Below are 22,325 nucleotides of genomic sequence, written 5' to 3'. Positions count from 1 at the left end.
TCCTATGCGAAGAGTTAGGGAACTTTATCTTATTCCTTTACGCTTCCCATTACAATCCCCTTAATAAAAAACCGCTGTAAAAATGGATAGACGATCAATATCGGAAAGGCTGCAACGAAAATTTGCGCCGCCCGGCTTGTTCGGTCCGAAAGCTTCAGCATCAGCTCTACATTTTCCGACTTAATAAAACGGAAGTCCATTTTGATAATAACCGTTTGCAGGAAGGTTTGAAGCGGATAATTTTCAGGATGATTCATATACAGCATACCGTCAAACCAGCTATTCCAATGCCCTACCATCGTAAACAGTCCTGTAGTCGCAAGCGCAGGCAACGACAGCGGTACATAAATTTTCCAAAGTGTAGTAAAATGTCCGGCTCCATCGATCCGTGAAGATTCCTCAAGCTCTTTGGGCAAATTACGATAAAAATTCAACAGCAAAATGACGTTAAAAACATTGATCGCAATCGGCAGCACCAACGCGCCCAGCGAATCGATAAGTCCAAGGTTCTTAATAGTCAAATAAGTCGGAATAAGTCCGCCGTTAAACAAAATCGTAAATACAAAAATCCATGCGTAAACCGTTCTCATACGCAAAGCGTTCGTATCCTTAGACAAAGGATACGCTGTAATAATGGTAAGCGCCATACTCAAAATAGTACCAATTATTACACGCTGAATCGAAACACTGAAAGCCTTCAAGTATTCAGGCTTCCCGAACACGTTATCGTAAGCAGCCGTCGTGAATTCAACCGGCCATAATGCTACCTTTCCCGCTGCTGCAGCAGGGCCGGAGCTGAATGAAATTGCTAATATATGGATAATAGGCATTAAACAAAGAAATGAAATAAATGCTAAAAATAAAAAGTTGCAAGCTATAAAAACTTTTCTCCCAAACGTAGGTTTAATCGCCACGATGTTTCTCCTTTCTGTAGCCCCGCTGTTCTAACCGCGATTAGAATATGCGGTAATTCGCTATCCGGTAAGCCATTACGTATGATACGGAAATGAATATAAAGGATACGACTGATTTCAATAAGCCGACAGCTGTTGCAAAACCGAATTGAGCTTGCTGAATACCCATTCGATAAACAAACGTATCGATAATATCGGCACTTTCATACACTGGGGCGCTGTACAGGTTGAAAATTTGATCAAAGCCGGCGTTGAGCACGTTACCGATATTTAACGTCAGCATCAAAATAATAATCGGCATCATCCCAGGCAGCGTCACATGAAAGGTTTGCTTCAGGCGTCCAGCACCGTCAATTTGTGCCGCTTCATAAAGCGTTGGATTAATACCTGTCAATGCCGCCAAATATACAATCGTTCCAAAACCGAATTCTTTCCATACATCCGAAGCGACCATAACATAAGGAAACCAGTTATTATCTCCCAGAAAGAAGATTGGCTTGATTCCGAAAAAACCGAGCAGCTGATTAAAAACACCCGAAGACGGGGATAAAATATCAACCAAAATACCGCTCAGCAAAACCCACGACAGGAAGTGAGGCAAGTATACCAACGTTTGGAACGTCCTTTTAATCCACTCTCTGCGCAATTCATTAAGTAAAATCGCGATTGTGATCGGTACGAACAACCCCGCAATTATTTTCATAACAGCAATATATACCGTATTGAAGAAGATACGGCCGATATCCGGATAATCCATCAATAACTTAAAGTTTTTCCAGCCTATAAAGGGAGATCCGAATAAGCCTCTATTCGGTACATATTTCTGAAAAGCCATGATAATGCCTGACATCGGCACATAGCTAAAAATTATAATAAATGCCAAACCTGGCAGCAGCATCAAATGAAGCGGCCATTCCCTCTTCCATAGGCGTGCTAATCCATTCATACCTTTCACCTCGCTGATTCACTTGCATGCTAAGCATTTGTTACTTTGTTGCTCCGCGCCAGATTGCTTTTTGAAAAAAGGAGGGATTGCATGAAACCAATCCCTCCCCGGCTCTGTCATCTGCTATTTAACCGATTTGTACCACTCGTTAACTTCCTTGGTAATTTCATCGCCGCCAAGCTTTTTCCACTCTTCAACAAACTTATCAAATTCGTCAACAGACACTTGGTTCATTATAATTTTGAAAAATACTTCATCACGTTTTTTAGTTAAAATTTCTTGGCGGTCGGCCATCGTTGGAGTAGGCGCGCCATAGAATTTGTTTTGCAAATATTGCTTATTCTTTTGAATTTCTGGCGCAAGCGAGAATGCTCCCTTTGGACCGGAGATCAAAATTTCCCACCACATAGATGCATCGCCGTTCAAATATTGCATCGCGCGGGCATAACGTCCTTTTTGATCTGTCGTTTCAAGAATGCTTTCATCTTTATTCTCAATTGCTTTAGGTAAAATTTCACCGTTATTATCAATCTGTCTGCCTACGCGAAGCGGATTGAGCAGCCAGTAGTTAGCGCCTTTCTCCACACGGTCTTTGCCATATTCATAAACTTTCTGATCCTCTGTAGGATTTAGAGTCATTTGAACCCAGTGGTTAAGCAAACGGATAACGCCTTCAGGATGTTTAGCTTTTTTGGAAATGACATAATATTCGTCAACGCCAATACCAATTTGGTTTAATGTAGGGTTATTGTCTGCAGAAGGGATCGGGAATGCACCCCATTCTTGAACAACCTTGCCGTCTTTAACTGCGCCTTGCGCCAGCTGTGCCGGCGTCCAGGAAGCTCCAAATACCATACCGATGCTGCCGTCGTAAATAAGCTCAGCTGCTTTCTCAACATCTTTTACTGCGAATTCAGGGTCAATCAAGCCTTTTTTAAACCACTCCTGCAAAGCTGCAAGCGCTTGTTTCGTTTCAGGCTGAATATCACTGTTCATCAGTCCGCCATTGCCATCTTCCATCCAAATGTTTTCGTAGGCATGGTAACCGTTCAAAAATGCTTTAAGCCCTGTTACGCCAGTTTCATTGCTGAATGGATTTTTGCTTACTGCAATACCGAAAGCTTCTTTTGTACCGCCAGGGTTTTTAGCTTTGAACGTCTCGGCAATTTTCATAAAGTCGTCCATCGTTTTAGGCTCAGGAAGATTAAGCTCCTTCAGCCAATCTGTGCGAACAAACAAGGTTTGATATTGGAATGGATTGTAGGAGCTTGGAATCCCCATCATTTTTCCGTCAAAAGTAGCTGTTTTCATTTGCATGCCGCCGTCCATCGTCAGAAACTTTTTTGTTTCTTCCGTTGCATGCTCGTTATAAAGCTCTGTCAAATCCATGATCATATCAGCTTCAGTAAGCTCTTTAAGCTGTGTAGCATTGACTAGCAAGAAATCCGGAAGGTCATCGGATGCGATTGTAATTTTTACTTTTTCTTTAAATTGGGTTATATCGGCCACCCATTTATTTGTAATTTTTACGCCAATATCTTTTTCGTAAGCATCATAAACCGAGTTTTTGTCAAAGCTTTCCCCTTCATCAAACTTCAAGTAAGGATCGCTTGGCGAAACCGTTGAAACCTCTAATACTTCATTGCTGCTTCCCGTATCTGTTGTTTGAACCGGCTCCTTGGAAGTCCCCGGCGTGCTGCTTGACTCAGGCGTTGTTTTACTTCCGCAGCCTGTAAGCGCTAAGGTCAGCGCCAATGAGACAATCGCAAGTGCCTTTTTGCTCTTCAACATATTACCCCTCCATCATGTTTGTTGTAGTTTTCGCTGCAAACTGTGCAGCTGCCTTTCATATTTCTAGTATAAAAAGTAGTCCCCGGCTCATCTAGATACTAGTTTTTACTTTCGTATACACCTGTTGACACACGGTTTCAGTATACACAAAAACACACGTATATTGCTTGATGCCCTGTACGCAAAAGAAAAGGGTAACGGAGAGCAGTTTTGGGACTGGAGAACAATTTAAAAAGAAGCGTGCCCCCAGGTTGACTTATCAACCTTGGCGGACACACTTCTTTTCTAGGATCCTTGCATCGAATCATGCCATTCATTTACTTCCTTGGTGATTTGGCTGCCGCCAATTTCCCACCAATCGCGAACAAATTTATCAAAGTTTTCGATAGGATCTCCCATAATAATTTTCGTAAACACTTCGATTTCGATCTTTTCTAAAATTGTATTTTTCTCAGCCATCGTCGGAGTCGGCAACCCATAAAACTCGTCGTAAACGAGTAAATCATCCTTTAGATATTGATTAATGACTGAAAATGACCCCTGTTCGCCAAATACACGTTCATAGGCCCACTCCATCGCTTCGCCTGTTCCATTAAGATGAGCTTGAATACTGTTGTAGGTATGCAATTGCTCCATATTCAGCTTCGATGTATCTTTTGTTCGCAGCGCTTCCGTTACTTTTAAATAAATGTCCAGATTTTTTCGTGATGGCCATGCTTGCACAGCCGCGTAGTTATGATGTTCAATTCCATTGCTGGAATACAGCTTCTCAAATTGCTCAAACGTTGTATGATCGCCCCATATCCGTTCTACAAACAAATTCAGCATTTTAATAAGCGCTTCTGGATGGGCGGCCCCTTTATTCACCACATAATACTCTGTAGTTGCCGCTTTAATTCCCGGACGCGCCGGCTTGCCGTCAGCCGAAACAAGCGGATACGCCTGCCACTGAATCGTCCTGTCGTGTTCCTTGCTGGACAAGATCGGCCATAACGGATTCCACATTTGCCCAAAAACAATTCCATTATTTCCTGCTGCTGCAGCTTCCGCCGCCTTCGCCATATCCTTAACCCCAAATTCCCGATCCATTTGCCCCTGCTTGTACATTTTTTGCAGCTGCAGCAATGCCGTTCTTACTTCCGGCTGAATGCTTCCATACACAAGCTTGCCTTTTTCATCTTTAATCCAAAACATTGGATAGGCATGATAGCCATGCATAAATCCTTCATATCCGCCATAACCGTCGATCAAATCCTTCGTTAATATTAGCCCTACCGTATTCGTTTGCTTATTTCCATCAGGATCAAATTTTGAGAAAGCTGCTGATATTTTGATGAGATCATCCATTGTTTTCGGCTCCGGCAGCTTCAGCTCTTCCAGCCAGTCTGTACGCACCCATACTAAATGGGCATAGTCGATAGCTGACTGGGTATTCGGAATGGCCATCAGCTTGCCGCCAAAGGTTGCGGATGGAAGCGAGGTTGGATTCTGTGCCAAAATCTCTCTCGTTAGCGGCGAAGCATAGCTTTCGAATATTTCGGTCAAATCCATAATCATGTCTGCTTCAATTAAACGTTTGAGCTGATTAGCATTCACAGCAAAAAAATCAGGCAAATCTCCCGAAGCAATCGATATATTCATCTTCTGCTCTCCGGAATGATGACTGACTACCCATTTATTTTTCAAGTTAATGCCAAGCGAATTTTTGTAATCCTCATACCAGACATTGTCATGAACGGACTGCCCCTCAGGAAATACAATACTTTCCCCCAAAATACGAACCGTTGATATTTCGATAGGCGGGTCATATTTGCCTAATGGATCAGCGGGGCCATTGCGTTCTTCGTCGGGCGTCTTTATCTCATTATCCATGTTGTGCTCAGCTTCCTGATCACTCCTGTCAGGCTCCTTCTCCTTATTCTCTTCCTTGATGCAGGCATTCAAGACAAATAACATTAAAATTGCGAGTATAAAGAGATTTCTTGATATGATTCGATAGGTCATTATGCTTACTCCTCCTGCCTGTTCTACTTAAGAGAATCGCGGAATTCCTGCGGCGTCATATTGACCATTTTCTTTATAAATCTCGTAAAATACGGTGGTGAATAGAAGCCGACCGCGCTTCCAACCTCATGTATTTTCAAATAGGGCTGACGAAGCAGCTCTCTGCATTTGTTAAGCTTTACTTCATTAATATATTCAGACAAACTGATGCCCGAGCTAATCTTGTAGAGCCGGGATAAATACGATGGATTCAAATGCACGATCTCAGCAAGCTGCGTCAACGACAGATCCCCATCAAGCTGCTGCTCAATATATTGATTGATTTTCTCAACGACCCCCATTGTACGTTCAGCCAGCTCTGTTTGCTTCATCTCAAACAACTGATTGGCTGCCTGCTGCAGCTCCAGCATGACTGCATCCAGCTCCGGCTCGCGTGTGTGCAGCAAGGCAAAATCAAGATTTATATCGAGTCCCCATCGATTCGTATAGGATAGCAGCAACGAACAAGTTGTGTAGTACATTTCGAGCTTTCCTGAGAAATTGGATGAAAATAAAGCAAACATTTCTGAGTAGACTTGATTAAATTGCTGCTGCTGGCCATTCTCCAGACAATCCGCAAGCAAAGCGAGCTTTTTAAGCTGTCTCCGCACATCACTTTCCTTTTCCTCATCTGTTAGCTCCGATGAACTTAGCGTACTGCTGTCATCCGTCAGCAGCATTTCCTGATGCTGTCCAAAGCCTAACCCTAACAATTTTCTCAACCGGTAATAGACAAGATGCATCTCCTCCCATTCCACCGGCTTGCTGCTGACTACAAAGGAAACCGATAGCGCTAGCAGCTCTCTGCACGTATTCTGAATGGTTTCCAGTATGGCCATCATAAATTGGCCCGAGCGTTCGCTTCGGATATACCAAAGCAAATTTCGTGAATCGATTAAGAGCTGCTGGCATACTTGCGAAGCTGCGCCCTGGAAGTATTCTGCTGCAATGTTTTGTACGGCAAATAAAAGCAAGGTGCGGTCCGCATAGGAAAGCTTGTCCTCCCAATGATCAACTCTTCCGATGACCAGGTAATACGATGTGCCCAGATCGAGCTCGATTTGCAGCTCCTGCATTTGGCTGCTCTTCAGCTGGGCTGCTGTAATATCTCCTTCCAAATGAGGCAGCAAATATTCTTTCTGCAGTACAGAAAGCGCCATATTCAGCCTCTCACGCGCCTGCTTCATAAAGTGATGGCTGCGCATATCCTCCTTAAGCGCTTCAATTGCTTTCTCTACTGCACCGACAATCGCTTCGTCATATTCGGTTTTAAGTACATAATCAACACTGCCGCTGCGCAGTGCGGCCTGGATATAGTCAAAATCATCGTAGCCTGTCAAAAAGATAAATTTGCAGTATGGCCATTGCTTCCCTACAGCCTGCTGCAATTCAATGCCGCTCGTATGCGGCATGCGTATATCGGATAATACGATATCGATCTTAGTGCGATTCATCCATTCCATTGCTTCTATTGCTGAATAGGCTTTAAAAAGCTCCAGCTCCAGCTCAGGCATTTCATGAAATAGTTCAATCAAGCCGTCCACTATATACGGTTCATCATCCACAATCAAAAGACGCCACATGGTCCTCTCCACCTTTCAATGGTATACGGATATTCACTTGAAAACCGCCGAGCCTGCTGCGCATACATTGAAGCCCCCACTGCTCCCCGTATTTGATTTGAAGCCGGCGATGAACATTGATCATGCCCGTTGTTGCGGCATCGGCATCATTCGTTCGAAGCATCTGGTTAATATCTGTGATCGCTTGATTGGTAAGATCATCCCCATTATCTTCTACTATAATTTGCAAATATTCCTCGAACATCGTAAACGAAACTATAATTTGACCATCTGCAAGCTTATCCTCCAAACCATGGTTGAATGCATTTTCAACAATAGGCTGCAGAGTTAGCCGCGGAATAATCAAGTGCTCGCAGGAATCGGGGACTTCCTCTATGTGCACAGTAATCCGATTCGAGAAGCGCAGCGCTTGAATTTCTCCATACGTTCTCGTCATTTTTATTTCAGTCTGCAAATTTACATTCTCATTATGATCGCGTGTTATATATTGAAAATATTCGCCTAAATATCTGGTGAATCGCGTCACATTATCATAATCTTGAATTTTGGCCATCCGATAAATAATAAAAAAGCTGTTATACAAAAAATGAGGATTGATTTGCGATTGCAGCTGCTTCAGCTCAGAGGATCTTGCACGATATTTCTGCTCATATACTTCATGAACTAAAACATTCAAATGGTTGACCATGTCGTTAAACCGGACATATAAATAGTTGAATTCATTGGAAAAGTTATATTTCAAATGGACGCGCAAATTGCCGATCTCAACCTGCTTAAATGCAAATAGAAGACTTTTGAGAGGCCTATGTATCATTCGGTAAATGAAAGAAGAGAAAATGATAATAACAAATAATGATGAAATGGTTAACGCCCAGTACCATAAATTGTACTGCTTAATAGGACCTAAAATCTCGCGTTCGGGGGCATAAGTAATCAAAACGACTCCAAATTTTTCCGATATTCTGGCTGTAGATAAATACGTTTCTCCGCCAACAGTAAGTGAGTCAACGGCATCATATGCTGCTGCCTCCCCTTTCTGTTTGGTGTACATTTTCGTAAACGGGTCAATCATCACCTCTTGCCCGCTGGAAACATGCCAGCTGCCGTCATCGCTGATCAGAAATGCCCCGCCTTGCCCGCTGCCCACAAATTTAAGCAGTGATTCCACAATACGTGCTTTTGATAGTTCGATACTGATCATAAAATTCATTTTTGTTTTCTCGGTAAATACGGAATCCGGATATGGCGATGACACCATTAAAAATAGCTTGTCCTCCCAATGTACAAGCGGCGACAATTCGTTCTTTTTTGCAGCGAGCAGCCCCTTATACTCGTCTTGCAGCATCCGGTCATAATATTCGCGCGAAGTAGACGAGATGGATATGGAGCGATCGATATCCGGGATATGCGCACTTGCCTGTTCAATATATGCACTGGATGTCTGCAACAGCTTCAAGCGATTGGTCACTCTAATAACAGCTTGTATTTTCTCGATATCCGACATAGCGGCAGATGCAATGGAAAGCTTCCCTAAATCCTCATCCTCAAGGTACTCCATCTTAATCCCATTAATACGCTCAAACTCGGTTTCAAGCGAGCTCAAATAATATTCGACCCTCGATAGCATCGAATTGGAAATTTCTTTTCGGACGTTAATGGAGCCTGAATAATTCATACTCAAGCTTAAGGTGAATAAAGGCGCAAGAACAATAAGAAAGGCCAGCACCAGCTTCGTATAAATGGACATTTCAGGAACCTTCATCTTGAAACGCTTCATTGTATAGGCCACCTTGTCTTGAAATGTTATCCCGACTATAATTTAGGCTCAAAACAGAAATCAGTGCTTATCGAATCCTGATTTCGTTACAGCCCCTAAAAGGTGCCGTTTTGAAATCTAACGAATCCTCATGGCCTTATTTGCCCCAATATCACTCAGAAGAGAGTAAAATGCACTCCTAACGAAACCAGTCTTCGTTAGAATCTAAAATAGATCGAATTTCGTAGAATAAGGCTTCTCTGCTTCGTTAGAAATCGCGCGACATCAGTCAAGCGCTGACTATAAGATTGAACCATGATTTATGTGCATATAATACCATAAAATAAAGGCAAACCGATTCTAATCGCCTGTAGATACAAAATTATATACCCCTGGACCTGCTTCAAATACGGCGTAGCCGTCTTCATCCTTCACGTAATTCGCTCTTGCCGATGACTCAACGACCTGCCCAAACAGCTTAGGAACAAAAATAATGGCCAATGTATGGCTTGGAATTTGGACGGTCATCTTAAACCGGCTATTATCCTGCTTCCAGCTTGCATGCAGCTTCCCTGCAGGAATACGGATAGCGGCGGCGGCGGCTTCCAGCAAGCGAGGCACATAAGGCTTAATTTGCACTTTACAATAGCCCGGCTTCAGCATCGATATGCCAGCAAGCTTCCTGTAGAACCAATCGTCTATCGAGCCAAACATATGATGATTGCGCGAACGTCCCTGCTTCTCCCATGTTTCCCAATGCGAAGTAGCGCTCTGTTCGATCCAATAGCCCCAGCTAGGATAGGTAGACTGATTGGCAATCTCATAGGCCAGTTCATGATGACCATTATCGGACAGCACATGCAAAATAAACTTTGTGCCGATAATTCCTGTGTCCAAATGGCCATTGCATTGATTCTGAATATGATCTACCAAATTTTGCAGCACAGCAGCTTTCTCTGTATTTGGAACAAGTCCGAAGGCAAGCGGCAAAATATTTGAGGTTTGCCGATATCCCGCTGCAATCTCTGTCTCATACACTTGAGCATGTGGATTATAAAAATTAGCATGAAACGCCGTACTCAGCTTTGCTCGAAGATCGGCAAAATAAGTCTGTTCCTCTTTTCGATTCAACAGTTCTGCCATCTTTACGAACGTATCTGTCATTTTGAAGCAATAGGCCGTCGATACTAGACTTGCCCCCTCCGGGCTGTTGCCTATGCTTGGACAAGCCTCGCCTGCCGGAGCGAACCAATCTCCAAGCCCCTTTTTCATAATGCCTTGCTCCAAATGTGTTTCCATGTATAATAAATAGCGTTTCATCGCAGCAAAATGTGTTTCCATCATTCGGACATCGCCGTAGCTTTCATAGCAGTACCAGCATATTTCAAAAAAAGCAGCATCCCATGCGGGCACCGGCCCCTTTACCAAATCCCAGCCAAAGGTCGACTCTTCATATCCCCATCCGCTAGTCGGAACGATCGGGGCCAATTCCCCTTGCTCCGTAATCGATTCCTCTATATCGCGCATCCACTTGGTATAAAAAGCGGCCATATCGTAATTATAGATGGCAGCCTCCGCAGAGAGCATGGCATCTGCCGTCCAGCCGTTCTTTTCATAAACAGGCGTATCCGTTGGAATACTGTGCAGATTATTAACGATCGACATGATCGAGTTATGATGAATCGCATTCAATCTTTCATTCGAACATGTGAACGACCCGGTATGCGCTACCGAGGAATAAACATGCTTTGCTGTCAATGCTTCACTCCTTAATTCGCCCGGATATCCCTTCACCTCTACAAAGCGGAAGCCTTTGTAGCTGAATCTGGCTTCCCACTTCTCGACGCCTTCCCCGCGCAATATATACTTATCCCGCTGCAGCACCCCTTCGATATCAGGATGCTCGACATGGATTCGGCCGCTGCCGTCCAATTCCTCGCCATAGCACAATTCAACCGCCGTTCCCGCACTGCCTTGTACCTGCAAGGCAGTCCAGCCTGTCAACATCTGGCCGAAATCAACTAAGTAATGCCCTGCTCCCAATTCGGTGATTGCTGATGGAGAAAAGGTGTTCATTACTTTAATTGGAGGCAGCATTTGTGCGCTCAGTCTTCCTCTCGGCTCTCTTGCGATTCGAGCCTGCTTCCACAAGGAATCATCAAAACCAGCCTGCCATAAATTCGCTATTTCTTTCCTTGCATCATAAATTTCGCCTGCCAGCAAACAGTCCGACTGAAGCGGACTATCTGCTGTTTTCCAGCTTTCGTCGCTGCCAATCAGTTGCGTTGTTCCATCCGCATATGCGAGATGAAGCTGTACAATGCCCACCGGCTCATCATGCCACGGAGATTGCTCCCACCGCCATACATCCTTTGTCAGCTGCGAGAACCTGCCTCTGCCGAGCAGCATGCCGATAACATGGGTTTGGGTCGCAGCAGTATAGCTGTTTTCAACGAAAGCCTCGGTCACATCATATGCCGTGTATAGTACGGTCTTCTCATAGTTGGTTACGCCTGGGTCCAGGACATGGTCCCCTATTTTTATACCATTCATAAAAAGCTCGTAATAACCTAATCCGCTAACGAAGACTATAGCCTTTTTAACAGGCCTGATCGTCGTAAACGCTTTACGCAAATAAGGCGCAGCATAAGCTGGCCTTTCCTCTTGACCTTCATGAAGATTCTCAGAAACCCCGGCTGCAGTTATCCATTTCGCCTGCCAATCTTCCTGCACAAGCAACCCCATTGTCCATGAGGATATTTCGCTGCAGACTGTCTCCTCGCTGCCCGCAAACCATACTTTCACCTTCCAATAGTACGTTGCAGCGGACTGAAGCTTCTTCCCGTTATATGGCATTTGATTGTGGCGTGAGGACTCGATTATCCCGCTATTCCACATATCTGCATAGTCTTCCTCCAGCAGCTTGGCAGTCGTCGCAACATAAATTTGATAAGCTCTCTGGCGGACCTCCGATCCTGCCTCCAGCTGCCAGCTTAGCCTTGGACTGAGCGTATCTATAGCAAGCGGTTCAGTCAAGTATTCCGTTTGCAAGTTTATAATGATCATCTAAATTAGCCTCCTAAACTAAAAAAGAAAGCCTGATTTCTACATCTGCTAGAAATTCAGGCTATTTCTTTATTAAGGAATCGGTATAGGATTCCCTGTTCCAATTTCGTAAATATGAACGGACAGAGGCGCAAACGTATCGCTGAATTGATTGCCTGACCAGGACAGCGAACGTCCCTCATTCCAAACATGAATTGGCGATCCGCTGATGTCTGGTGCTGTAAAAGCAGCTTGGCGGGATTGCGTGCTGTTATTCACGGCGATTACATAGGTATTGCCATTATAGTTCTTAGTCATCACATGCAGCCAATTCTGTGCCGGATAGCTTACCTGCGGCGCTTGAGATTCAGAAAGTATGACAGGAGACATATTTTCCAGCTCCTGTGCAACTGCCTTGACATTGCCCAAAAGCTCGCCATAAGTTTTGCCGCTTGCATCCTGCTTTAAATCAAACAGCGAGTAAAATAAAATCCCCTTTGCCCCTTCCGTAATATACTGCCAGGACATATTTTGCATTTCTTGTTTAGTTGGCGGTCGTACAGCTCCCCATTCCGGTTCGTAATTGCCCAGGTTATGTGCCTGAACAACTGCCCACTGACCTTTTTTCAACAAACCCGCTGTTATTTCTTTTTGCATGGAACCAACTGCACTTAAATCGTCGGTTGTCTTCCCATACACCGGATACAAATCAAACCCAAATATATCGGTAGTATGATGAATCGTAAAAGGATCTGGCTTGCGGAAATCAACCACATAGGCCGGGTGATTCGGGTCTGATTCCAGCACGGCCTGATAGTGGGCCCGCAGACGATTATCCGTCAGCGTCTCATCGCTTAAATACCAGGCTAACAACGCCGGATGATCTTTGTAGTCCTGCACATGCTGTTTAATAAAGTGCACCTCATCCTCCTCCGATTGAATAAAGGAAGGAGTAAATGGAAAATTGTAAAAGAAGTCTTTTAATGAGAAAATGACATTCATTCCATAATCATGGGCCAGGTCAAGCTCCGCTGAATTTGGATAACCGTAAGGCATAATCGTATTGATCGCACTGCCTTGCAAATCATCCAAATCCGATTGAGACGTATGATCCGTATAGATGCCTATTGGAAAAAACAGCTCCCCGTCCTTCCAGAACCTTCCTTGATCATCAATATAAGATTTTGGCAGCTCCGAGACTGTATTTACTTTCGTAACCGGCCATTTTTCAGAATATCGATAACTGCTCTCGCCTGTTCGTTTCGCAGCAATGACTGCTGTATATTTTCCGGCAGGCAAATTAGCCGTATTAAAAACAGCTTGAATGCTTAATTGTCCTGAAAAAACTTGCTCCGCAACAACCTGATTACTTGCATTTACCAGTTGAGCAACCGTCGTATAGGAAGCGGCAGGTATGCCCGTTGCCCCTTTTGTCACCACTTTAACCTGTGAATTACCCCCAGGAATCAAGTAGCCGCGATAATTGGGCGTATCCAGCTTAGAAGTAAATAACGGCGGGCGGGATTCTGTGACAACCAGATCGTCAAACCACATCGTGCCCTGGCCGCCATATGCAAAAATCGTAATTTCAATCTCCACTGCATTTTCATTCGCTATAAGTGTCGGAAGCTTTAAATGCTGCCAATTATTTAATGTATTAAGCGGATTATTATTTTTTTGCTCGATTACATTAGCGTTCCCGTCGAGGAAGCTGATCCGCACCATTGCTCCAGCCCATAGGCCTGACAGCTGCGATGTTTTGATCCATGCGCTCACATCATAAGCATAGCCAGGCTTTGCCGGCAAACGGATCGACGGGCCTGCTCTTTCGGCGCCTTCCTGTCCGGGATTGTTAGGTCCCTGCGGCGTTACATACTTCAAGGATCGCAGCCCAGTATACTTCTCACTAGTATCATAAGTTGTCGCGGACATCAGCCAAGCCGAGTCTTGTGTATCTTCGAAGGAGGTCGAATAAATCGTCTTGGTCTGCGGTGGAACAGATTCAGTAACGACCAGATGATCGAACCACATCGTACCCTGACCGCCGTATCCAAACAATGTAATTTGAACCTCCGCTGCATTTTCAGCAGCGGTAAGGGATGGCAGCTGCAAGTTTTGCCAATTGCCCAGCGTGTTAAGCGGGTTATTATTTTTCTGTTCAATGACTTGATTGTTGCTGTCCAGAAAGCTTATCCGCACCATCGCACCGGACCAATCTCCGACCAGCTGCGTCGTTTTGATCCAGACGCTGACATCATAAGCATAGCCCGGTTTTGCCGGTATACGAATGGACGGCCCCTCTCGCTCTGCTCCCGGCTGACCTGGTGTGTTAGGTCCTTGCGGCGTCACATACTTTAGCGATTTTGCTCCTGTATACTTTTCACCAGTATCATAGGATGACGCTGCCATGAGCCAAGCAGCGTCATTGCTGTCCTCGAAAGAGGATTCATAGGCAATCTTGATGGCATCAAGCGGCGGGGCTGTTTCTGCGATAAGCAAATCATCGAACCAGATCGTTCCCTGACCGCCGTATGCAAACAGTGTAATTTCAACTTCGGCCGCACTTTGCGAAGCAATAACAGTAGGAAGCTTCACCTTCTGCCATTTGTCTTCTGAATTAAACGGATTGTTATTTTTCTGCACCAGCACATTGCCAGAGCTGTCGAGCATACTTATTCGCACCATAGCCCCAGCCCAAAGACCGGATAATTGCGTCGTTTTTACCCAGACGCTGACATCGTAGGCATCTCCAGGGTTTACGGGAAAACGGACGGATGGACCTGATCTTTCAGCGCCCTGCTCCCCGGGGTTGTTTGGGCCCTGGGGAGTAACATATTTTAGCGACTGCGTTCCGGAGTGCATCTGGCTGGTATCATAGGATGAAGCGCTCATCAGCCAATCCAAATCATTACTATTCTCAAAAGAAGTTTCATATAAAGTGCTAAACGTACTTGCATAAACAACAGGAGCTTGATTCGAAAACAGGGAATAGAGAGAAGCTTGCAGCATAAAAATTGCGCAAATCGCGATACTCATTTTTCGTATCATTTCACCTTCACCTCTTTATCGAATGGCAATCACTATTATTCAGCTTAATCCAGCACAGCTTATTATGAATTAGAAAGCAATCTTAAAAGAACTACAACACTTTCTGCACGAGTTAATCGATCGTTTGGCGCAAATCGGTTGCCGTCACGGCCTTCTATGAGACCAAGCTGCTGGACGGCTTGCACAGCCGACTTAGCCCAGGAAGGAATAGCGTTGTCGTCAGCAAAGCCTGTGGCAGACGTCTCGGCCTCGGTTAATTGCAATGCCCGGCTTAGTATAGCAGCCATCTCGGCTCTTGTAATTGCTTCATTAGGACGGAAGCTACCATCGGCATAACCGTTAATAATGCCGGCATCAACAGCTCTGGCGATAGCTGGTATTGCCCAATCGCCTATCTTCTGCTTATCGGTAAAGGCGAGCTTGCCCTCTTGATTAAAGTGCTTCAGCTGATTCATGAGCATAACGATGAACTCGGCCCGCGTTGTGCTGCTATTCGGCTTGAAGCTGTTATCCGGGTATCCTTTTACGATTCCCGCATGAACCGCTTGTCGTATAGCTGCCTCTGCCCAGTGCCCTTTAATATCTGATAGAAGCTTCCCAGCATCATCGGGAATCGGATCAGGTTTCTCTTTTGTTATTCTATTAATAATGATAAAGAACGATTTTTTAGTTTTGTCTTCTGCTTCTACAACGAGCTCAAACTTATTTTGTCCTGGAACAAGCTCTACCCGGCCGCCTGCTTCAAGCTCCTTGCCCTGCAAAGTTATTTTTGCTGAGGCATGTGATGGAAGTGCCGAAATCTCAGCATAATCCGACTCTGTTTCTGCATAGTATTCATTTCTTTCTGTACTGAACGATGGAGTCAATGTTAGCTCCTTCTCATCAACAACTACTGCAATGCTCTTCAAATCAGCATTTCCTGATGGTATCCAGCCGACCCCGCTGCTGCTCGGAACCCGTAAAGTAGTTGCTTCCTTGGACAGTCCTCTGCTTTCATTGTCATGCGTATTTACTGCCGTTACGGTAAACGTGTACGTTGTATTTGCAGTAAGACCGCTGACAACAAATTGCTGCTCGGCACCGCTCACTTCGCCTTTTTGCTTGCCATCAACATAAATGCGATACGAAGCAGCATCATTTGTCGCTTCCGGCCAGGACAGCTTGACGCTGGACTGGCTAACATCAGAAATCGTCAGTGAGCTTTCAGCTGCCCATTCCGGCACTTCAGGTAAGGGGATGGACTCCCCCGTACCAATTTCATAAATATGGACCGCATGCGGTGCGAAAGTATCGGTGAACTGATTGCCGTTCCAATCAAGTGCCCGATCCTCATTCCATACTTGAATTGGCATGCCGCTTGCCTCTGCTGCCGTAAAAGTTGCAGACTGCTCTTGCTTGCTGTTGTTCACAGCTACGATATACAAATTGCCATTGTAGCTTTTTACCATCACATTCAGCCAGTCCCCAGCGGAATAGTCTACCTGCGGTGCTTCATCTACCGATAGAATGACAGGCGCCATATTTTCAAGCTCCTGCGCTACAGCTTTTACATCGCCGAGATTTTCCTCATATGTTTTGCCGCTGACATCTTCCATTAAATCAAACAACGAGTAGAACATAATCCCTTTTGCTCCCTCAGCAATATACTGCCAGGACATATTGCGCATTTCCTCAACAGTCGGTCCTCTACTGACTCCCCATTCCGGTTCATAATTTCCTAAATTATGGGCTTGCACAACCGCCCACTGTCCCTTATTAAGCAAATCTGCTGTCATTGCCTGCTGCATATCACTTACTCTTTTAAGATTATCATTTTCTTTTCCAGAGACGGGATACATATCTACTCCATAAAGATCCGCAGCGTTATTTACAATAAAAGGATCTACCTTTCGGTAATCTACCATATAAGCAGGATGATCCGAATCGGTTTCTACCACTGCCTTATAATGGGCAGGCAATCGTTTGTCAATTGACGTCTCATCGCTTAAGTACCAAGCTAAGAGAGCTGGATGATCCTTGTACTGTTCAACAAATTGCTTAATATAATAAACCTCATCTTCTTCAGATTGAATGAAGCTTGGCGTCCCAGGCATTTCATAGAAAAATCCCTTCAATGAAAAAATAACATTTATTCCATAATCATGAGCTAAATCTAGACTTTCCGTGTCCGGATAGTTATAAGGCATGACCATATTAATAGCACTGCCTAGCAAATCTTCCATTTCATTTTTTAAAACATGATGCGTATAGATTCCAATAGGAAAATGCAATTCTCCGTCTTTCCAAAACCTTCCGAAATCATCTACAAAAGATTGTGGCAAGCTTTCTATATCACTCACTTTTTCAATTAACCACTGCTCCGAGTAGAGAACATTTTCGCTATCATCAGTCCGTCCAGTTGAAATAAGTACTTCGTATTTGCCGACCGGCAGATCTGACGTATCAAACACAGCTCCAACGCTTAATTGACCTGCAAATATTTGCTCCTCAACGACTTGATCGCTGGCATCAACTAGCTGGACCGTTGTCGTATAAAGGCTCGCTGGAATGCCAACTGTACCTCTAGTGACTACTTTTACTTCAGGATTGCCGCCTGGAATAAGATAGCCGCGGTAGTTAGGCGTGTCCAGCTTGGATGTGAACAGCGGCGGCTGGGATTCGGTTACGAGGAGATCGTCAAACCACATCGTTCCTTCACCGCCGTAAGCAAACAACGTAATTTCCACCCATTTCGCTTCTTCGCTTGCTACAAGGGTAGGCAGCTTTATCAATTGCCAATTACCTAGTGAATTAAGAGGATTGTTGTTTACTTTGTCAATGCGTTTTCCTTTACCGTCAAAAAACGCGATTCGAAACATAGCTCCGGCCCATTCCCCTTTTAACCCGGTCGTTTTTGTCCATATACTTGCTTCATAAGCGGAACCAGGATTAGCAGGGAAACGGATAGACGGCCCCTCTCGTTCTGCTCCCTCCTCACCAGGATTATTAGGTCCAGGCGGCGTGATATATTTTAACGAATGCGTTCCTGTACGTTTCTCGGCAGTATCATAGGATGACGCGTGCATAAGCCAATCCGAATCACTCGGATCGTCGAAAGAAGTTTCATATACAGTTTTGATTGTATCGGCATGGACAACAGAATCCGGACTTGCAAACAATGCGTTTAGAGAAGCTTGCAGCATAAATATTACGATTAGTGCAGTGCCCAGTTTTCGCACCATTTCTCCATTCACCTCTTCGGTTTATTGTTTATCAAGGACAGCTTGTGCAGCTTTGTCGCCTTTCGTCAGCAATTCATCAATGGTAATCGTGCCGGCAAAATATTCGCCAAAAACAGTGCCAACCGCGCCCAGCCATTCCTCCCATACCGGGCTGTCCCCTACATCTCCCGCATGCTCTAAGTTATCAAGAAATGCCAAGATATGCTCTGGATTTCCTGTATGGCTCGACAGTATTTCTTTGGCAATCGCTTTGTTAGCCGTAAGCGCTTCACCAAGGCTTCCGTTTAATCTTTGCGGCTCTTCACCCAAGAAGTATTTCATAAACAGCCAGCCGGCTTCCTTTTCCTTGTCTGAAGCCTTGTCGTTCAGCACCCATGAGTTTGCTACAAATGCGCTATAGTTGACGCCTCCGTTATGCCCTTTCGGCATGAGAGCGACGTCGTAATTTATACCTTCCTTATCGTTAGCCAAACGTCTCGAGAAATTATCATAGAACATAGCCGCATAGCCCCGCGGGAACCATGAGCCAGGGTCTAAAGTTAGCTCGCCTTCCATTTCAATAAAGCTCGGCGTCAAGCCCTCATCCCAAAACTTCTTCATATATTCGACTGCTTCTTTAACTTTAGGATCGCTTGCAAAAGTGCTTATTTTTCTATCCTTATCCAGCAAATCCCCGCCAAATTGACGGATCATCGTATACCATCCATAGCGGAAATGATTGCCCAGCCCGATGCCATACTGCTTCTTTTCCTTATTCGTCAATTTTTGAGCAGCCTGATAGACATCCTCTGTTGTCCAGTCACTCGTCGGATATTCAACCTGTGCGGCGTCAAACATATCTTTGTTGTAGTACAAAGCATTCACCTGAATCCCTTGCGGCACTGCAAAATATTGCCCTTGCGGATTGCGGATTTCCTCAAATCCGTAATAATCATTCATACTGATCTCTTTCAAATAATCGGTTAAATCAACAATCGCATTCTCACTGGCATATTGCGGAATATAAGGGCCATCCAGCAAAAACACAGTAGGTCCTTGACCCGCTGCCAGGTCGACCTTCAGATTCGTGTAATGGCTAGTCCAGTCTGTGCCTGTATCTTCTACTTCAATGTAGTCATATTCCTTCATGAAATTTTCTATAATTTTATTGAATGTTTCTCTAGCTGTTTCATCAGCATAGTAAGCTACCCTGATCTTGACTGGGTCCTTTCCTTTATCCGTTTCCTGCGGCGAAGCAGATTCCTGATTATTGCCCCCGTCATTGCTTGCTTTGCTGCCGCTGTTGCCTCCTTCGCCGCCGCTGCATGCGGATAATAATAATACGATTGCCAAAACAACGGGCAGGAGCAGTCTTACCCTTTTCTTCATGATGTGACCTCCTCAAATTCTATAAATTTTTATATATTAAAGGAACCAAGTAAGCGGTTAGCCTTTAACACCAGATGAAACGACGCTCTGTGCAAAATATTTTTGTGCAAAAATAAACAATAGAATAACAGGCATCACCAAAATAACATTGCCGGCCATTTCCAGCTCTGGCCTCGAATTATATTGTCCTGTCGAAATATCAAGAATGCGTAATACCATCGTCCACAGCTCGCTGTTTTTCCCGATAAATATCATTGGGAACAGGATTTCGCCCCATTTTTCCTGGAAAACTAGAATGCCTAATGTAACCATAGGCGATATCATAAGCGGCAAATGAATATTCCAATAAATGCGGAACCAGCCGGCCCCATCCATTTTCGCTGCTTCGTCAAAATCCTTCGGAATGGAGCGGTAAAACTGTCTTAACAGCACGATACCGAAGGCGGTAGCGAGAAAGGGCGGTACAATCAATGGGTAATGCGTACCCAACCATCCCATATGCTTAAAAATTATAAATTGCGGAATCATCGTAACCTGTGAAGGTAAAAAAATGGAGATGACAGCAAATCCGAATATCAGTTCTTTGCCTGGAAACGGTATGCGCGCCAGCGCGAATGCGACGAGACTGCAGGATAATACAGTTCCGATCACTCCGAAAGCAGTTATTTTGAACGTATTATAAAAATAGAGAAAAAAACTATGCCCCTTCTCCGGGAACAGAAGCACCCGGTAATTCTCCCATTGCGCTTTGGCCGGCAGCCATTTAAAAGCATTCAAAAACTCACTGTTTGTTTTTAATGATGCGAGAATCATCCATATGAACGGCAGCAGCATGCTCGCTGCGCCTGCCAGCAGTACGATCACACTTGCGATTTCCCAACCATTTCGTTTGTTGATCAAGTTTATCTCTCCTATTCCTCGTAATGGACCCATTTTTTTTGACCCCATAAAACGATAAGCGTTACAGCGATCATAGTTAAAAATGACACCCAGGCGATGAGAGAGGCATATCCCATATCAAGAAAACGGAAAGCTTTTTCATATAGATAAACCATCAAATGTGTCTCGGAATATTTTCCGTATCGATCGAACACCATCGTAAATTGCTGGTCGAAGTTTTGAAAGGCACTGTTAATTGAAATAATTAGTATTAGAAAGGTTGTAGGTGACAGCATCGGCATCGTAATATAACGAAACTTGGCCCAGTTGCTTCCTCCATCTATATCAGCAGATTCATATAAACTTTCAGGAATATTTCTCAGCCCGATATAATAAATAAACATGGCATAACCGAGCCCTTTCCATATCGCTACAAACGCTAGCGTCGGGATTAGCGTAGGGGAACTGATTCCGAGAAAAGAAATTTCGGATAACCCGAACCATTTGAGGACTAGATTAAAAATGCCGACACCGGGAGCCAGCAGCCAAATCCATACCATGCCAATAATGAACCAGGAAGGAATGGCCGGAAAATAGTAAATCGCTCTTAAAACCGTCGCAGATTTCCCTTTAATATAAGTGCCTGCACTATGCAGCATAGCTGCAAATATTAAAGCTAGAACAACTTGAATCGGCACATAAATGACAGCGAAATACCAGGTGTTTTTGAAGGCGGTAATAAATAGAGGATCTTTTAAAAGCATGCGAAAATTGTCCAAGCCGTTAAAGGTTGGAGCGGAAATGACTTTGAATCTAGTAAATGAATAATAGAGTGAAATAACAGCCGGTGTAATAAATAATGCGCACGCCCCAATTAAATAAGGCAGTACAAATAGATACCCGGGTAATGTGTTAGATAATCGGCTTCTCATGTGTGCTCCTTTCGTGGCCATCCGATGTGCGACGAATTTGATCTGGTCTATATAAAAAATTATAGGAGACACCGTATGAATACTCTATTTCACATTTTCTAGATTCGTTATCTTCTCATTACTTGTTTTTTAATTAATGTATAACGACAAGCACCACTTTTGCTTTAGCTGACTTTAAGCCGAAATATTCAAAAATTATGGAAAGAACCGACCACCATATGAGCCCGGTCATCGCATTCGTAAAAGATGGCTCTATTTCGCCGGCTAAATCCGCTGCGATTGAACCGATCGTAATACCCATCACATAATCAAGGATAAACGGCTCCGCCCTCCTTTGGACAGGCGCGTTTACCGATGAAATATAAGAACAGATATAAGGTTACAAAAACTTGTACTTTCTTATATATTAAAAAAAGTCAGCTGGCTCAGCTGCTTTCTGCCTAGTACGCGAGCCAAAGTAAGCAGCACACAAAATGCTGCTGTCGCTCTAAATAACATTTGACCCTCAGCTTCCATCGAAAATTCAAACATGTCCCCTCATCCTTTATGAAATCGATATAAGGGTAATATTTCCAGGCTGTTAAAAAACCGAAACAAGTACTTTGCAACGATGGCAAACTCTATTTTGTGGAAGCGCCGATTTGAGGTGGCACCGACCAATTGTGTATGAAATTTCATATATAATTGTGTTTTTTGGGGCACTTCAGCGTATTGTGTATGAAATTTCATATACATTTGTGTTTTTTGGGGCATTTCAGCGTATTGTGTATGAAATTTCATATACATTTGTGTTTTTTGG

13 protein-coding genes are annotated in these 22,325 nt (G+C 44.2%); all 13 read right to left on the bottom strand.

Annotated elements, in window-relative coordinates; all coding sequences use genetic code 11:
• Nucleotides 1-29 precede the first annotated feature (29 nt).
• The 13 genes from ACRRU2_RS22550 to ACRRU2_RS22490 all read right to left on the bottom strand — a co-directional run bounded on the left by ACRRU2_RS22550 (nucleotide 30) and on the right by ACRRU2_RS22490 (nucleotide 22,057).
• Nucleotides 30-914: a carbohydrate ABC transporter permease gene (locus ACRRU2_RS22550; protein ID WP_331698962.1), complete on the bottom strand. Its 885-nt coding sequence runs from the start codon at nucleotides 912-914 to the stop codon at nucleotides 30-32.
• Nucleotides 915-954: 40 nt separating this feature from the next.
• The gene (locus ACRRU2_RS22545; protein WP_331698961.1) at nucleotides 955-1,860 is read right to left on the bottom strand and encodes an ABC transporter permease; all 906 of its coding nucleotides are present in this window, start codon (nucleotides 1,858-1,860) and stop codon (nucleotides 955-957) included.
• Nucleotides 1,861-1,983: 123 nt separating this feature from the next.
• Nucleotides 1,984-3,651 carry an extracellular solute-binding protein gene (locus tag ACRRU2_RS22540; protein ID WP_432505178.1) on the bottom strand — a complete coding sequence of 556 codons (1,668 nt, stop codon included), beginning with the start codon at nucleotides 3,649-3,651 and terminating at the stop codon, nucleotides 1,984-1,986.
• A 285-nt stretch (nucleotides 3,652-3,936) separates the two neighbouring features.
• Nucleotides 3,937-5,655 carry an extracellular solute-binding protein gene (locus ACRRU2_RS22535; RefSeq protein ID WP_432505176.1) on the bottom strand — a complete coding sequence of 573 codons (1,719 nt, stop codon included), beginning with the start codon at nucleotides 5,653-5,655 and terminating at the stop codon, nucleotides 3,937-3,939.
• Between the two features lie 23 nt (nucleotides 5,656-5,678).
• Nucleotides 5,679-7,277: a response regulator transcription factor gene (locus ACRRU2_RS22530; protein ID WP_432505174.1), complete on the bottom strand. Its 1,599-nt coding sequence runs from the start codon at nucleotides 7,275-7,277 to the stop codon at nucleotides 5,679-5,681.
• Nucleotides 7,252-9,054: a sensor histidine kinase gene (locus tag ACRRU2_RS22525; RefSeq protein WP_432505172.1), complete on the bottom strand. Its 1,803-nt coding sequence runs from the start codon at nucleotides 9,052-9,054 to the stop codon at nucleotides 7,252-7,254. Before ACRRU2_RS22525 ends, ACRRU2_RS22530 begins: the two co-directional genes overlap by 26 nt.
• Nucleotides 9,055-9,393: 339 nt before the next feature.
• A complete protein-coding gene (locus ACRRU2_RS22520; RefSeq protein ID WP_432505170.1) occupies nucleotides 9,394-12,099 on the bottom strand; it encodes a family 78 glycoside hydrolase catalytic domain in 2,706 nt (901 codons plus the stop codon).
• A gap of 72 nt (nucleotides 12,100-12,171) precedes the next feature.
• On the bottom strand, nucleotides 12,172-15,126 hold the full coding sequence (locus ACRRU2_RS22515; protein ID WP_432505168.1) for a hypothetical protein: 2,955 nt from the start codon (nucleotides 15,124-15,126) through the stop codon (nucleotides 12,172-12,174).
• 62 nt (nucleotides 15,127-15,188) lie between these two features.
• Complete coding sequence (locus ACRRU2_RS22510) at nucleotides 15,189-18,347, bottom strand: S-layer homology domain-containing protein (RefSeq protein ID WP_432505166.1); 3,159 nt, start codon at nucleotides 18,345-18,347, stop codon at nucleotides 15,189-15,191.
• 21 nt (nucleotides 18,348-18,368) lie between these two features.
• Nucleotides 18,369-19,715 carry an ABC transporter substrate-binding protein gene (locus ACRRU2_RS22505; RefSeq protein ID WP_432505164.1) on the bottom strand — a complete coding sequence of 449 codons (1,347 nt, stop codon included), beginning with the start codon at nucleotides 19,713-19,715 and terminating at the stop codon, nucleotides 18,369-18,371.
• A gap of 57 nt (nucleotides 19,716-19,772) precedes the next feature.
• Nucleotides 19,773-20,615 (bottom strand): carbohydrate ABC transporter permease, encoded by an 843-nt coding sequence (locus ACRRU2_RS22500; RefSeq protein WP_432505162.1) that lies wholly within the window; start codon nucleotides 20,613-20,615, stop codon nucleotides 19,773-19,775.
• 11 nt (nucleotides 20,616-20,626) lie between these two features.
• Nucleotides 20,627-21,526: a carbohydrate ABC transporter permease gene (locus ACRRU2_RS22495; RefSeq protein WP_432505160.1), complete on the bottom strand. Its 900-nt coding sequence runs from the start codon at nucleotides 21,524-21,526 to the stop codon at nucleotides 20,627-20,629.
• 399 nt (nucleotides 21,527-21,925) lie between these two features.
• A complete protein-coding gene (locus tag ACRRU2_RS22490; protein WP_432505158.1) occupies nucleotides 21,926-22,057 on the bottom strand; it encodes a hypothetical protein in 132 nt (43 codons plus the stop codon).
• Between the last annotated feature and the right edge of the window lie 268 nt (nucleotides 22,058-22,325).

Origin of the sequence: Paenibacillus sp. GXUN7292, from assembly GCF_050864975.1 — a bacterium.
Classification (GTDB): domain Bacteria; phylum Bacillota; class Bacilli; order Paenibacillales; family Paenibacillaceae; genus Pristimantibacillus.
This window is presented reverse-complemented; position numbering and strand designations above follow the sequence as displayed.